Origin of the sequence: Cellulosimicrobium sp. ES-005 (assembly GCF_040448685.1) — a bacterium.
Lineage (GTDB): Bacteria > Actinomycetota > Actinomycetes > Actinomycetales > Cellulomonadaceae > Cellulosimicrobium > Cellulosimicrobium cellulans_G.
Window position 1 is genome coordinate 3,057,754 of record NZ_CP159290.1, and the last position, 14,290, is coordinate 3,072,043.

Below are 14,290 nucleotides of genomic sequence, written 5' to 3' on the forward strand. Positions count from 1 at the left end.
CGCCCGGCCGCGCGTCTGGGTCCGGAGGACCGCCGCGCGGCCGGCTCCTCAGCCGCGCGGCAGGGCGACCGGGGTGACGCCGAGCTCGTCGAGGAGAGTCAGCACGCGGGCGCGGATCTCGTCGCGGATGGGGCGGACGGCGTCGATGCCCTGCCCGGCGGGGTCCTCCAGCGCCCAGTCCTCGTACCGCTTGCCGGGGAAGATCGGGCACGCGTCCCCGCAGCCCATGGTGATGACGACGTCGGACGCCTGGACCGCGTCGGTCGTGAGGACCTTGGGCTGCTCGGCACGGATGTCGATGCCCTCCTCGAGCATGGCGTCGACGGCGACGGGGTTGATCCGGTCGGCCGGGGCCGACCCGGCGGAGCGGACCTCGACGGCCCCGCCGGACAGGGCCCGCAGGTATCCCGCCGCCATCTGGGACCGGCCGGCGTTGTGGACGCAGACGAACAGGGCGGACGGCGTGGGCGGGGTGCTCTCGGTCATGGTGGTCTCCCGGGTGGTGACGGTCAGGCGATGGTCAGGACAGGTCGGGCAGCAGGTCGGCCAGCAGGCGTCGTACCCGCTGGTCGAGGTCGTCGCGGATCGCGGCGACCCCGGCGGGGGACGCCAGGGCGGGGTCGCCGACGAGCCAGTCCTCGTACCGCGTGCCGGGCAGGACGGGGCACACGTCGCCGCATCCCATCGTGACGACGACGTCCGCGGCGCGGACGGCGTCGTCGGTCAACGGCTTGGGGAACGCGTCGTCCGCGGTGATGCCGAGCGCGGTCAGGCTCGCGCGCACGCCGTCGTGGATGTCGGCCGCCGGCGCGGACCCCGCGGAGCGGACGGCGACCCGGTCGCCGGCGTAGTGGCGCAGCAGGGCAGCGGCGAGCTGCGAGCGCCCGGCGTTGGCGACGCAGACGAACAGGACGTGCGGCCGCGCGTCGTCGGCGCGGGTCAGGTCGCTCAGCCGCTGCCGGGCGAACCGTCCCGTGAGGGGCACCAGATGGGCCGAGACCTTCGCCGAGCGGGCCAGGTCGGTGTACGACTCGCGGACCACGCGCTGCACGACGTCGAACCGGACGTCGGCGAAGGCGCCGGCCAGGTCCTCGGCCAGGTGGTCGAGGGCGGCGTCGACGTCGTCGAGGCCCGTGAGTGCGGTCGCGGCGCGCGCCGCGCCGAGCGCCGCCGGGGCGAAGGAGTCCAGCAGCGTCGTGACGGCCGCCCGGTACCCGGGTGCGATGCGGTACCAGACCCAGGTGCCGCGGCGCTCGGAGGTGAGCACCCCCACGTCGCGCAGCACCTTCAGGTGGTGCGACACGGTCGGCTGCGAGACGTCCGTGAGCGCGGCGAGGTCGCACACGCACGCCTCGCCTGCGGCGGAGGTCGCGACGAAGGAGAGCATGCGCAGCCGCAGCGGCTCGGCGAGGGCCTTGAGCGTCGTGGCGACGGCGCCCGCGACCTCGGCCCCGATCGCGTGCGCCTCGACCTGCGGCGCGCAGTCGGCGTCCGCGACGGCCGGCGGCAGGGGGGTGGTCATGACCTCACCTCGTCCAGCTCGGGTGCTCGGGTCGGGGGTGCGGAGGGGTCGACGGCGTACCAGCGGCGCGCGACCCACAGCGAGACGTAGACGAGACCCACCAGGACGGGGACCTCGATGAGGGGGCCCACGACCCCGGCCAGCGCCTGGCCGGAGGTCGCACCGAACGTCGCGATCGCCACGGCGATCGCGAGCTCGAAGTTGTTGCCCGCCGCGGTGAACGCCAGGGTCGTGGTACGGGCGTACCCCAGTCCCAGCGTCTTGCCGACGACGACGCCGACGCCCCACATGGCCGCGAAGTACACCAGCAGCGGCAGTGCGATCCGCGCGACGTCGAGCGGGCGCGAGGTGACGGCCTCGCCCTGGAGGGCGAACAGCAGCACGATCGTGAAGAGCAGCCCGTACAGCGCCCACGGGCCGACGACGGGGAGGAACCGGTCCTCGTACCAGGCCCGCCCCCTGGCGCGCTCCCCGACCAGGCGTGAGGCGAACCCGGCGGCCAGCGGGACGCCGAGGAAGACGAGGACGTTGAGCGCGATCTGCCCCACGGACACGTCCAGACCGTGGGCGTCGAGGCCCAGCCACCCGGGCAGCACCGTGAGGTAGAAGTAGCCGAGCAGGGAGAAGGCGACGACCTGGAACACGGAGTTGATCGCGACCAGCACCGCCGCGGCCTCCCTGTCCCCGCACGCGAGGTCGTTCCAGATCACGACCATGGCGATGCACCGGGCCAGGCCCACGATGATCAGCCCGGTGCGGTACTCGGGCAGGTCGGGCAGGAACGCCCACGCGAGGGCGAACATCAGCGCCGGGCCCACCAGCCAGTTCAGCACCAGCGAGCTCACCAGGAGCTTCTTGTCGCCGGTGACGGCACCCACGCGGTCGTACCGGACCTTGGCCAGCACCGGGTACATCATCACGAGCAGGCCGAGGGCGATCGGGACGGAGATCCCGCCGACCTCCAGCGCGGCGAGCACGTCGGAAAGGGCAGGGACGAACCGGCCCAGGGTCAGCCCGGCAACCATCGCCAGCCCGATCCACAGCGGCAGCCACCGGTCCAGCGTGGACAACCGGCCGCGCGTGGGCGCCGTGGGATCGCTCGCGCGAGGCTCTTGAATTGACATTTGTCTATATTGACACCAGCCAATATAGGCGCGCAAGTCCCGGGTCGGGGTGCCGCGGAACGACGGCAGGGATCACGCGGATCACGTGATGGCGCCGGGAGCGCACGCCGGTTCTGATGGTTGGTGACGGATGCCGACGGTCGGCGCAAGGGAGGACAGCATGGGTATCGACGTCCGGCCCGGGTACAACACCGCGATCCCGGCCCAGATCACCACGCCGGACCGGGTGGCGACGAGCATCGGCGAGCTGCGGTTCGTCGACGGCGTCCCCACGCCCGAGACGGCGACCCGGGTCTTCGACCACCTCGACCTGGTGCGGGGTGTCGAGGCGTTCCTCGGCTGCATCCCGGCCGCCTCGTTGGAGGCGATCCGGCGGGGGATCGCGGAGGTCGCGGGGGACGCGTGCCACCAGGGCGCGATCGCCGACCGACTGCTCGACTCCGACCCGCTCTTCCTTACCGGCAACACCGACACGGTGTACGCGATCGTCGTGCTCGACGTCGAGCGCGACGGCCCGACGGTCATCGAGGTGCCGCCGGGGTGCGGTCCCGGCACGGTCGACGACGCGTGGTTCCGGTTCGTGGTGGACCTCGGCGCGCCCGGCCCGGACCGGGGCGCCGGCGGCACGTACCTGATCGTGCCGCCGGACTACGACGGCGCGCGGCCCGAGGGCTGGTTCGTCGCTGAGACGCCGAGCGCGGTGAACCTCGTCATCCTGCGCGGGTTCCTCGTCGACGGGCGGCCTGACGCCGCGGTGCGACTGTTCGAGTCGGGCGTCAGGGTCTACCCGCTGTCGCGGCGGGACGATCCGCCGGCGATGGAGTGGGCGTCGTTGTCGGGCGTCACGGTGAACACGGTCCATGCGAACGACTTCTCGTTCTACGAGGAGGTCGCCCACGTGGTGGCCAAGGAGCCGATCGGGGTCGTCGACCCGGAGACGCGCGGGCTGCTCGCCTCGATCGGCATCACCAAGGATGCGCCGTTCGCGCCGGACGACCGGATGCGCCGCATCCTCACCGACGCAGCGGCGGTGGGAAACGCCACGGCGCGCGCCATGGCGTTCCGGTCCCGGGAGCGCGCGTTCTTCCTCTACGAGGACCGCCGCTGGCTGAGCCCGTTCCCGGGCGGCGACTACCGGTTCCTGCGTGACGGCGGTGCCGGCGGCCGCTACCTCGACGCCCGCACCACCTTCTTCTACCTCGCGACGGTGAACACTCCCGCGATGGCGCTGAAGATGGTCGGCAAGGGGTCGCAGTACGCGCTGGCCACCGTGGACGTGGACGACGCGCCCCTCGACGGTGGGAGGGCGTACCGCCTCCGGCTCCCGGCCGACGTGCCGGCCGCGGACTTCTGGTCGGTCGTGGTGTACGACCCTCAGACCCGCTCGGAGCTGCAGACGGGCCAGCCGCTGCCGAGCCGGAACAGCAGGCGCGACGACCTCGTCCACAACGACGACGGCTCGGTGGACATCGTCTTCGGCCCCGAGGAGCCGCGCGAGCTCGCCGCGAACTGGGTCCAGACCGTGCCGGGCAAGGGGTGGTTCGTCCTGCTGCGCCTCTACGGCCCCCTCGAGAGCTGGTTCGACGGCACCTGGCGCCCCGGCGACGTCGAACCGCTGAGCGTCCCCTGACGCCGACGTCTCGACCAGCAATCCGCTTGAACCAGCCAGGTCCGGGGCGGGAGGCTCGTGCCATGGTCGACCTCCCGCTCCGCCCGGCCCGCCCCGACGACACCGGCGCGCTGGTGGACGTGTGGCGCCGTGCCGTCGAGGCCACGCACGACTTCCTTACCCCGGACGACGTGCGTGAGCTGGAGGTCGGCGTGCGCGACGAGTACCTCGCCGCCGTCGACGTGACCGTCGCGGAGCGCGACGGCCGGGTGGCGGGGTTCGTCGGGACGGTGGGGCACCGCGTCGAGATGCTGTTCGTCGACCCGGACCTCCACGGCCAGGGGATCGGGCGCGCGCTGCTGGCCCACGCCGGGCGGGACCACCCCGTGCTCGAGCTGGACGTCAACGAGCAGAACCCGGCCGCGCTCGGCTTCTACCGCGCACAGGGCTTCGAGGTCACGGGGCGGTCCGCGACCGACGGCCAGGGTCGCCCGTTCCCGCTGCTGCACCTGCGTCGCGAGTACTGACCGCGGTCATCGACCGATGAGCGGGCGCGCCCGCGCCGGTCGACCCTGGGGAGAGCGGGCCGTCCGGCCCGCACGACCCCAGGAGGCGACATGCTCGGCAAGGCGTTCAGCGGGTTCTCGGTCGACGACGTCGAGGCGGCGCGGCACTTCTACGGCGACCTGCTCGGGCTCACGGTCGAGGGCGACGACCTGCTGTGGATCCGGGTGCCCGGCGACTCCGGCGTGCTCGTCTACCCCAAGGGCGACGCGCACGAGCCCGCGTCGTTCACCGTCCTCAACTTCCCGGTCGACGACGTCCCCGGGACCGTCGCGGCCCTGCGCGAGCGCGGCGTCGCGTTCGAGCGGTACGCGGGGACGCCGGTCGAGACCGACGAGGACTTCGTCTTCCGCGGCGGCGGCCCGCTCATCGCGTGGTTCACCGACCCCGCCGGCAACGTGCTGTCCGTCATCCAGGACGACGACGCCTGACGGCGCGGGGCCTCCGCACCACGGCGCCGGCTCCGAACCACTGCTCCGTCGCGCGACCGCGGTTCTATCTCGGTTGGCCCAGGCCCTCCTCGCGCGCGCGGACGATCGCGGCGGAACGGTCGCGGACGGCGAGCTTGGCGAGCACGTTGGCGACGTGGTTGCGGACGGTCTTGGGGCTGAGCACCAGGCGGCGCGAGATGGAGGCGTTGTCGAGCCCCGCGGCGACCAGGTCGAGCACCTCGCGCTCGCGGTCCGTGAGCTGCGGGAACGGCACGCGCGCCGCCGCGCGCCCCCCGACGACGTACGCCATCGCCCGGTCGGCGACCGAGGGGGAGAGGATCATCGCGCCGTCGGCCACCGCGTGGACGGCGCGCTCGACCTCGGCGGGGCTCGCGGACTTGACCAGGAAGCCGCGCGCCCCGGCGCGGACGGCCGCGACGACGGCGTCGTCGTCCTCGTGCATGGTCACGACGAGCACGCGCGCGGCCGGGTCGGCGCGCACGAGGTCGCGCGTCACGTCCACGCCCGAGCCGTCGCCGAGGTCGAGGTCCATGAGCACGACGTCGGCGCTCGCCCCCGTCTCGGGCGGGTCGCCGCCCGGGTCGAGGCCGAGCAGCGCGCGCGCCTCGGCGGCGGACGCCGCCTGCCCGACGACGCGCACGCCGTCGAACGAGTCGAGCAGCGCCGCCATCCCGAGCCGGAACACGGGGTGGTCGTCCACGACCGCCACCCGGATCACGACGCGTCCTCGCGCGCGAGCGCCCCGGCCGGGACGAGCGGGAGGGTGGCGCGCACGCGCGTGCCCGGGCGCGCGCCGTCGGGCCGTACGGCGGAGACGTCGAGGCGCCCGCCGAGCTCGTCCGCGCGCTCGCGCAGCGACCGCGAGCCGACGCCGCGGGTCGCGTCGGGAGCGATCCCGCCCCCGTCGTCCTCGCACGTGACGAGGAGGCAGCGGTCGCCGAGCCGGACGGTCAGCCGGCACTCGTCGGCCCCGGAGTGCCGCGCGGCGTTCACGACGCTCTCGCTCGCGATCGCGTAGGCGGCCGCGGCGACCCGTGGGTCGAGGCCGTCGCACGGGTCGCACCGCACGTCCACGACGAACCCGGCGAGCGCCTGGCGGCCCGCGAGCTCCCCGAGCGCGACCTCGAGCCCGTGCTCGTCGAGCGACGGCGGCAGGAGGCTGCGCGAGAGGGTGCGGACGTCCTCGACGCGCTGGGCCACCTCGGCGCCGAGGGCGTCGAGCACGACGGCGGCCGCGGCCGGGTCCGTCGCGAGCGTGTTCCGTGCCCCCTGCAGCCCCAGGCGCAGGCCGACGAGCCACGGCCCGACGCCGTCGTGCAGCTCCCGGCGGATGACCCGCCGCTCCGCGAGGCGGGCGCGCGTCGTCGCGTCGCGCGCCTCCTCGAGCTCGCGCGCGCCCTGGGCGAGCGCGAGGCCCGCACCGAGCACGGGCAGGAGCTGGTCCAGCGCGTCGCGGGTCCGCGCGTCGAGCCGCTCGCCCGCCCGCGCGACGACGTGGACCCGGCCGAGCACGCGACCGCCGTGCACCACGGGGAGCGAGGCCGTCTGCCCGGTCGGCCGCGACGTCGGCCCGACCCAGGCGCTGGCGGGCGGGTCCTCGGGGGTGCCGGACGCCGTCGGGCGGTCCGGGGTGCGCTCGATCGTCACGCTCTCCAGGCGCAGCGCCTCGCGCACGCCCACCGCGAGGCTCACGACGAGGTCGTCGGCGGTCGACGCGGACGACAGGTGGCGGCCGACGCTCAGCGCGGCGCGGCCCGGGTCGTTGCCCTCGCCGTAGACGAGAGTGCGGACCCGGTGCCGCAGCCAGGTGTGCAGGGGCTGCACCGCGAGCGCCACCCCGACCGCCGCGACGACCTGCGCGGCGGGGCCGTCGACGACCGTCGTCGCGAGCACGACGACGACCGCGTAGACGACCGCGAGGCCGACGGCCAGCATCGCGGCGACGGTCGCTCGTGAGAGCACGAGGTCGATGCCCCACAGCCGGTTGCGCAGCACGCACACGAGGATGGCCGCGGGGAACAGCGCCTGGCACGCGAGGTGCGTGAGGGGGAGCGCGAGGATGACGTCGGCGCTCGCCCAGGTCCCGAGCAGCGGGAGGAACGACAGCGCCATGAGCGCGGTCCCGAGGGCGAGCAGCCCCAGCCCCCGGCGCTCCTCGACCGGCCCGCGCCGCCACCGCCACGCCGTCGCCGCGGCCGTGACGAGCCCCATGACGACGACGCCGACGATCGCCGGGCGCGGGTCGTCCGCGGGGGCGAGGAAGAAGAAGGCGATGGACGCGACGCCGCCCGCGACGCCGCACCACGCACCCGCGCCGAGCCGGCCGCCCCGCACGAACCACGGGACGAGGACGAACAGCCCGACCGTCCCGGGGACCCAGGCCCACCCGTAGGCGTCCGCGAGCGGCGTGAGCGGCGGCAGGCCGGGGTGGGTCGAGGCGTAGCTGCGCCACGCGCCGCCCAGGGCCGCGACCCCGCCGCCGATCCCGGCGAGCGCGACGAGCCATCCGACGACGTGCGGCCGCCGCACGAGGATCACGGCGGCGACGGTCCCGTACACGAGGGCGACTGTCGCGTCGACGACGACGAACAGCAGGTCGCCCAGCAGCAGCGGCACCCCGGACGTGAGCTGGAGCGCGAGGGCGGACACGCCGAGCACCCAGGCGAGGACGCCGATCGTCCAGCCCGTGCGGGGCATCCCGGCGCGGCCGGGCCCGGGGTCGGCCACGGGCCCACGGTAGGGCCGGGGCACGCGCGGCGAGAAGGGCCCGGGCGGGAGATCACCCGGCCGCGGCCGACGACGAGATCGGCGGTCCCTGCCCAGGTCGGCGGTCCGGACCGCCGACCTCGACCGGACGTGCCGATCTCGCCGCGTGCTGCCGATCTCGCGGGTCGCGCTCAGCGCCGGTCCCCGAGGGCGAAGCCGAGGGCGGTGACGAGGAGCCAGATCGGTCCGACGAAGCCCGCCATGTACTGGAGCGGCGACACGCCCGTGAGAAGCGCGATCCCGCCCAGCACGAACCCGACGACGCCGATCCAGCGCGGTGCCGCCGCGTGCCGCAGCGCCGCGACGCCGAGCGCGACGCCCGCGACGCCGGCACCGACCCACAGCCACGGGATCGTCGCGACCCAGTCGCTGTAGAACGCGCCCGACTCGGGGACGATGAGCGCGGTGTCGCCGAGGCCGAAGAGGAACTGCGTGTCCAGGCCCGAGCCGAGCAGCCCCGCGACCGAGACGAGCACGAGCCCCCAGCCCGCGACGGTCGGCAGGAGCGACCCGGCGGGCGCCTGCGCGTCGAGCCGCCGCTTGAGGCCCGCCGCGAACACGAGCACGAGGAGCGCGCACGCGATCGTCGCGGTGTGGAAGAGGATCTGGGTCCCCGTGCGGCCCGCGAGGTCGGCGACGATCGCGTCGGCGTCGCCGGCGGTCTCCTCCCAGTTCACGCCGAGCGCCATCGAGGACTGGATCGAGACGAGCCCCAGGACCCCGGCGACGACGCCGGTCCAGGCCCACGCGCGGGGCGTCGTGCCGCGCGAGCGGCGGGTCGGGTCGCCGGCGAGCGGCGACGGGGCGGTGAGCGAGCTGTCCTGCATGGGACGACCTTCCGTCAGGGCCGCCTGTCCCGCGGCCGGGGCCCGCCACGTGCTGCGACGGTCCCCGCAGCGTCGGCCGGGCGGCGTCCCGGGCCCCAGGGGCAGGCGTCCCGACCTGCCGGGCGGATCCGGGACGCTCCGGTGGCACCCCGCGGCGGGCGACCGTAGCGTCAGGTCGCCCGGTGAGCCGGTCACCGGCCCGAGCGCGGGAGGCGGGGATGACGGTGCCCTCGGACAGCGACCGACGCGGGGCGGTCACCGACCCGACCACGACGACGGCTCCCGCTCCGCCGGGGCGTGTGCTCCGGCTGCTCGTCCCCGCCGCGCAGCGGCGGCCGCTCGTCGACGTCGCCGACCGGCTCGACCTCGACGTCGGCGACGTGCGGGCCAAGCGGTCCGCGTTCTGGGCCATGCTCGTGCTCTCCGGCGTGATCGCCGTCGCGGGCGTCGTCACCGACTCCACGGCGACCGTCATCGGCGCGATGATCATCGCCCCGCTGTCGACGCCGATCCTCGGGATCGGGCTGGGCGTCGTCGCCGGCGAGCCGGGCACGATCGGGCGGTCCGTGGCGTACGTCGTCGGCGGCCTCGCCCTCGTCGTCGCGATCGGGATGGTCGCGACGCTGGTGCTCCCCGCGACCACCGACGTCCTGTCAAACTCCCAGGTGACGGGTCGGACGTCACCCGGCGTGGGCGACCTCGCCGCCGCCTTCGCGACGGGCTTCGCGGGCGCGATCGCGCTCGCCCGTCGCGACCTCGGCGACGTGCTGCCCGGCATCGCCATCGCGATCTCCCTCGTCCCCCCGCTCGGCGTCGTCGGGGTCTGCCTGGGGGAGGGGCAGCCGTCGCTCGCCGCGGGCGCGCTGCTGCTCTTCGTCTCGAACGCCGTCGCGCTCGTCGTGGCCGCGACCGTCGTCTTCTCCGGTGCCGGGTACCTGCGTGAGGCCCGTGCGGCGCGCGCAGGAGCGTCCGTACCGCGGCATCGGGTCGCGACGGTCGTCGCGGTCGTCGCGGTCCTCGTCGTCGCCGTCCCCATGGTGGCGAACACCGTGCAGGCGGCGCTCGCGGACCTCTGGCTCGGCCAGACGCGCGCCGCCGCGGAGGACTGGTTGTCCGGGACGGACGACGCGTCCGTCGACACCGTGCGGTGGGAGGGGCAGGACCTCGTCGTCGAGGTGCGCAGCCCCGGCGGCCTGCCCGACGTCGCGGTCCTGCAGGACCAGGTGGACGAGCTCGTCCCCTGGGACCCGCAGGTCGTCGTCGTCCACACCGTCGGAGAGCGCGTCGACCCGGCGGGCTGACGCCCCGTCGCGCGCCCGATCGGGGCCCCGCGGTCGCGGCCCGGAGCCGGCTCGGCGGGCGCCTCGTTCCGGATGCAGTCCTCGCGCGCCGCTGCCATGCTCCGAACCATGTCGACTCCGAAGCCAGCGACGCCCGCGATCGTCGCGCAGAACTCCGCCCTCCTCCAGACGCTCCCCTTCTCGGACACGCAGGACTTCGAGGACGCGCGTCGGGGACTGCTCGGCACGCGCGAGCCCAACGCCATCAGGAACGCCGAAGGAACGGTCGTGTGGGACAACGACACGTACGCCTTCATCCAGGGCGACGCGCCGGACACGGCGAACCCGAGCCTGTGGCGTCAGTCGACGCTCAACGCGATCCAGGGCCTGTTCGAGGTGGTCCCGGGCATCTACCAGGTCCGCGGGTTCGACCTCTCGAACGTCACGTTCATCGAGGGGGAGACGGGCGTCCTGGTCCTGGACCCGCTCGTGACGGAGGAGACGGCGGCGGCCGCGCTGGAGCTCTACCGGGAGCACCGCGGCGACCGCCCGGTGACGGGCGTGCTGTACACGCACCCGCACGTGGACCACTTCGGCGGGGTGCGCGGGGTCACCACGCAGGAGGACGTCGACGCCGGGCGGGTCCCGATCATCGCGCCGGCCGAGTTCACGGAGCACGCGGCCTCGGAGAACGTGTACGCGGGCACGGCGATGGCGCGCCGGTCGGCCTACATGTTCGGTGCGGCGCTCGCGCGCGGGCCGCAGGGCGCGCTCGGCACCGGCCTCGCGCAGACCGTCGCGACCGGCAACATCACGCTCATCGCCCCGACGCTGGACATCACCACCACCGGGCAGACCGAGACGGTCGACGGCGTCCGGATGGTCTTCCAGATGGCCCCCGGCACCGAGGCGCCGGCGGAGTTCCTCGTGTGGTTCCCGGACCACAAGGCGCTGTGCGCGGCCGAGGACGCGACCCACACGCTGCACAACCTGCTCACGCTGCGCGGCGCCCTCGTGCGCGACCCGCACGCGTGGGCCGGCTACCTCACCGAGGCGATCGACCTGTTCGGCGACGAGGTCGAGGTCGTCTTCGCGTCCCACCACTGGCCCACGTGGGGCAACGAGCGGGTCGTGCGGTTCCTCTCGGAGCAGCGCGACCTGTACGCCTACCTGCACGACCAGGCGCTGCGGCTCATCAACAAGGGCTGGACCGGGATCGAGATCGCCGAGGAGCTGAAGCTCCCGCCGGCCCTGGAGAACGCGTGGCACGCGCGCGGCTACTACGGGTCGGTGAGCCACGATCTCAAGGCGATCTACCAGCGCTACATGGGCTGGTACGACGGCAACCCGGCCCACCTGTGGCAGCACCCGCCCGTCGAGCAGGGCAAGCGGTACGTGAAGGCCATGGGCGGCGCGGACGCGGTGGTCGACCTGGCGCGCGCCGCGTTCGACGACGGCGACTTCCGCTGGGCCGCCGAGGTCCTGAGCCACGTCGTGTTCGCCCAGCCCGACCACGCGGCCGCGCGCGAGCTGCTCGCCGACACGTTCGAGCAGCTCGGCTACGGCGCGGAGAACGGGGTGTGGCGCAACATCTACCTCTCCGGCGCGACCGAGCTGCGCGAGGGATCCTTCGGCACGCCCACCGTCTCCGCGTCGGCCGACGTGATCTCGGCGCTCACGCCGGAGATGCTGTTCGACGCGATCGCGATCCAGGTCGACGGGCCGCGTGCGTGGGACGAGAAGCTGTCGATCGACGTCGTCCTGACCGACACCGGGGCGCGCTACCGGCTGCGGCTCTCCAACGGCGCCCTCACCTACTCCGCGGCCCCGCAGAAGGGGGACGCCGACGCCACGCTCACCGCGACGAGCCGTGCGCTGCCCGCGCTCGCGACCGGCGCGGCGACCCCCGAGGCGCTCGCCGCCGCGGGCATCGAGGTCACGGGCGACGCGGGCGTGCTCGCGCGGCTCACCGCCGTCCTCGACCCGGGCGACCCGGACTTCGCCATCGTCACCCCCTGACCCGATCCGGCCGCCCGCGTCGCCCCGTTCCGGACCGGGCGACGCGGGCGCCGTCGTCTCCGGGTGCGGTCCGCACAGGGCGGTGCCAGGCTCCGAACCATGTCGACTCCGAAGCCCGCGACGCCCGCGATCGTCGCGCAGAACTCCGCCCTCCTCCGGACGCTCCCCTTCTCGGACACCCAGGACTTCGACGACGCGGCGCGCGGCCTGGTCGCGCGGCGCACCCCGAGCGCGGTGACGGCGGACGACGGCCGCGTCGTCTGGGACGACGACACCTACGCGTTCCTCCAGGGCGAGGCGCCGGACACGGTGAACCCGAGCCTGTGGCGGCAGTCGCGGCTCGTCGCCGAGCAGGGGCTGTTCGAGGTCACCGAGGGGATCTACCAGGTCCGCGGGTTCGACCTGTCGAACGTGACGTTCATCGAGGGCACGACCGGCGTGATCGTGCTCGACCCGCTCATCTCGACCGAGACGGCGGCGGCCGCGCTCGCCTTGTACCGCGAGCACCGCGGCGACCGCCCCGTCACGGGGATCATCTACACGCACTCGCACGTCGACCACTTCGGTGGCGTCAAGGGCGTCACGACGCAGGAGGACGTCGACGCGGGGCGCGTCACCGTGCTCGCCCCGGAGGGCTTCACCGAGCACGCGGTCGCGGAGAACGTGTACGCCGGGACGGCGATGGGTCGGCGCGCCGGCTACATGTACGGCGCGGCGCTCGCGCGCGGCCCGCAGGGTCAGGTGGGTGCCGGGCTCGGCCAGACGACGTCGACCGGGACGGTCACGCTCATCCCGCCGACCCTGTCCGTCACCACCACGGGCCAGGAGGAGACGGTCGACGGCGTCCGCATGGTCTTCCAGATGGCGCCGGACACCGAGGCGCCGTCGGAGATGCTCATCTGGCTCCCCGACCGCAGGGCGCTGTGCGCGGCGGAGGACGCGACGCACACGCTGCACAACCTGCTCACGCTGCGCGGTGCCGTGGTCCGCGACCCGCACGTGTGGTCCCACTACCTCACGGAGGCGATCGACCTGTTCGGCCGTGACGTCGAGGTCGTCTTCGCCTCGCACCACTGGCCGACCTGGGGCAACGAGCGCATCGTCGAGTACCTCTCGCTCCAGCGCGACCTCTACGCCTACCTGCACGACCAGACCCTGCGGATGCTGAACCAGGGGTACACCGGGCCCGAGATCGCGGAGCGGATCACCCTGCCCCCGGCGCTCGAGAACGCCTGGCACGCGCGCGGCTACTACGGCTCGGTGAGCCACAACGTCAAGGCGATCTACCAGCGGTACATGGGCTGGTTCGACGGGAACCCGGCGCACCTGTGGGAGCACCCGCCGGTCGAGAAGGCGAAGCGCTACGTGGCCCTCGGCGGGGGCGCCGACGCGGTCGTCACGACGGCGCGCGCGGCGTTCGACGCCGGCGACTTCCGCTGGGTCGCGGAGCTCCTCAACCACGTCGTCTTCGCGGAGCCGGACCACGCCGCGGCGAAGGAGCTGCTCGCCGACACCTACGAGCAGCTCGGCTACGGTGCGGAGAACGGCACCTGGCGCAGCGTCTACCTCTCGGGCGCGACCGAGCTGCGTGACGGACCCTTCGGGACTCCCACGCAGACGGCGGCGCCCGACATCATCGGGAACCTCACGCCGACGATGCTCTTCGACGCCCTCGCGATCCAGGTCGACGGCCCGCGCGCGTGGGACGAGAAGGCGACGATCGACGTCGTGCTCACCGACACCGACGAGCGCTACCGCCTGTGGCTGCGCAACGGGACCCTCACCTACAGCTCGGCTCCCCAGCGCGGAGACGCCGACGCGACCCTCACGACGACCAGCACGGCGCTCCCCGCGCTCGCGACCGGCGCCGCGACCCCGGAGGAGCTCGCCGCCGTGGGCATCGAGGTCGCGGGCGACGCGGGCGTGCTCGCGCGGCTCACCGCCGTCCTCGACCCGGGCGACCCCGACGTCGCCATCGTCACCCCCTGACCCGAGCCGGCCGCCCGCGTCGCCCCGTTCCGGACCGGGCGACGAGGGCGCCGTCGTCTCCGGGTGCGGTCCGCACAGGTCTCTCGGTGCCCGCGTCGTCGTGCGGTACCTGGACGGTCGTCCCGTTCGCCGCGACGA

Annotated in this window: 12 protein-coding genes; 6 read left to right on the forward strand and 6 right to left on the reverse strand. The window is 74.5% G+C overall.

The genetic code is table 11. The annotated features are described in order from the left end of the window. Positions 1–48: 48 nt before the first annotated feature. From ABRQ22_RS13485 to arsB, 3 genes are read right to left on the reverse strand one after another with little or no spacing between them, the layout of a single operon-like run. Positions 49–486, reverse strand: a complete 438-nt coding sequence (locus tag ABRQ22_RS13485; RefSeq protein ID WP_353707091.1) for an arsenate reductase ArsC — start codon at positions 484–486, stop codon at positions 49–51. 34 nt (positions 487–520) lie between these two features. After that, entirely contained in the window at positions 521–1,522 is a 1,002-nt protein-coding gene (locus ABRQ22_RS13490) for a metalloregulator ArsR/SmtB family transcription factor (RefSeq protein ID WP_353707092.1), read from the reverse strand. Continuing rightward, the gene (gene arsB, locus ABRQ22_RS13495) at positions 1,519–2,646 is read right to left on the reverse strand and encodes an ACR3 family arsenite efflux transporter (protein ID WP_253051804.1); all 1,128 of its coding nucleotides are present in this window, start codon (positions 2,644–2,646) and stop codon (positions 1,519–1,521) included. The genes ABRQ22_RS13490 and arsB overlap by 4 nt, the downstream gene beginning before the upstream one ends. Before the next feature lie 160 nt (positions 2,647–2,806). Between arsB and ABRQ22_RS13500 the strand changes: the two genes are divergently transcribed. The 3 genes from ABRQ22_RS13500 to ABRQ22_RS13510 all read left to right on the forward strand — a co-directional run bounded on the left by ABRQ22_RS13500 (position 2,807) and on the right by ABRQ22_RS13510 (position 5,250). Beyond that, positions 2,807–4,276, forward strand: a complete 1,470-nt coding sequence (locus ABRQ22_RS13500; RefSeq protein ID WP_353707093.1) for a DUF1254 domain-containing protein — start codon at positions 2,807–2,809, stop codon at positions 4,274–4,276. A gap of 62 nt (positions 4,277–4,338) precedes the next feature. After that, positions 4,339–4,782 carry an acetyltransferase gene (locus ABRQ22_RS13505; protein ID WP_353707094.1) on the forward strand — a complete coding sequence of 148 codons (444 nt, stop codon included), beginning with the start codon at positions 4,339–4,341 and terminating at the stop codon, positions 4,780–4,782. A gap of 90 nt (positions 4,783–4,872) precedes the next feature. After that, positions 4,873–5,250 (forward strand): VOC family protein, encoded by a 378-nt coding sequence (locus ABRQ22_RS13510; protein WP_353707095.1) that lies wholly within the window; start codon positions 4,873–4,875, stop codon positions 5,248–5,250. A gap of 64 nt (positions 5,251–5,314) precedes the next feature. Here ABRQ22_RS13510 and ABRQ22_RS13515 read toward each other — a convergent pair whose 3' ends face one another. The 3 genes from ABRQ22_RS13515 to ABRQ22_RS13525 form a co-directional block, all read right to left on the reverse strand. Continuing rightward, positions 5,315–5,989 (reverse strand): response regulator transcription factor, encoded by a 675-nt coding sequence (locus tag ABRQ22_RS13515; RefSeq protein WP_353707096.1) that lies wholly within the window; start codon positions 5,987–5,989, stop codon positions 5,315–5,317. Beyond that, positions 5,986–7,998: a histidine kinase gene (locus ABRQ22_RS13520; protein ID WP_353707097.1), complete on the reverse strand. Its 2,013-nt coding sequence runs from the start codon at positions 7,996–7,998 to the stop codon at positions 5,986–5,988. The genes ABRQ22_RS13515 and ABRQ22_RS13520 overlap by 4 nt, the downstream gene beginning before the upstream one ends. A 170-nt stretch (positions 7,999–8,168) precedes the next feature. Continuing rightward, positions 8,169–8,864: a hypothetical protein gene (locus ABRQ22_RS13525; protein ID WP_353707098.1), complete on the reverse strand. Its 696-nt coding sequence runs from the start codon at positions 8,862–8,864 to the stop codon at positions 8,169–8,171. Positions 8,865–9,082: 218 nt separating this feature from the next. Between ABRQ22_RS13525 and ABRQ22_RS13530 the strand changes: the two genes are divergently transcribed. From ABRQ22_RS13530 to ABRQ22_RS13540, 3 genes are all read left to right on the forward strand, one after another. Beyond that, complete coding sequence (locus tag ABRQ22_RS13530) at positions 9,083–10,165, forward strand: DUF389 domain-containing protein (RefSeq protein ID WP_353707099.1); 1,083 nt, start codon at positions 9,083–9,085, stop codon at positions 10,163–10,165. A gap of 108 nt (positions 10,166–10,273) precedes the next feature. Then, on the forward strand, positions 10,274–12,163 hold the full coding sequence (locus tag ABRQ22_RS13535) for an alkyl sulfatase dimerization domain-containing protein (protein ID WP_353707100.1): 1,890 nt from the start codon (positions 10,274–10,276) through the stop codon (positions 12,161–12,163). Positions 12,164–12,262: 99 nt separating this feature from the next. Further along, complete coding sequence (locus ABRQ22_RS13540; RefSeq protein ID WP_353707101.1) at positions 12,263–14,152, forward strand: alkyl sulfatase dimerization domain-containing protein; 1,890 nt, start codon at positions 12,263–12,265, stop codon at positions 14,150–14,152. The last annotated feature ends 138 nt before the right edge of the window (positions 14,153–14,290 follow it).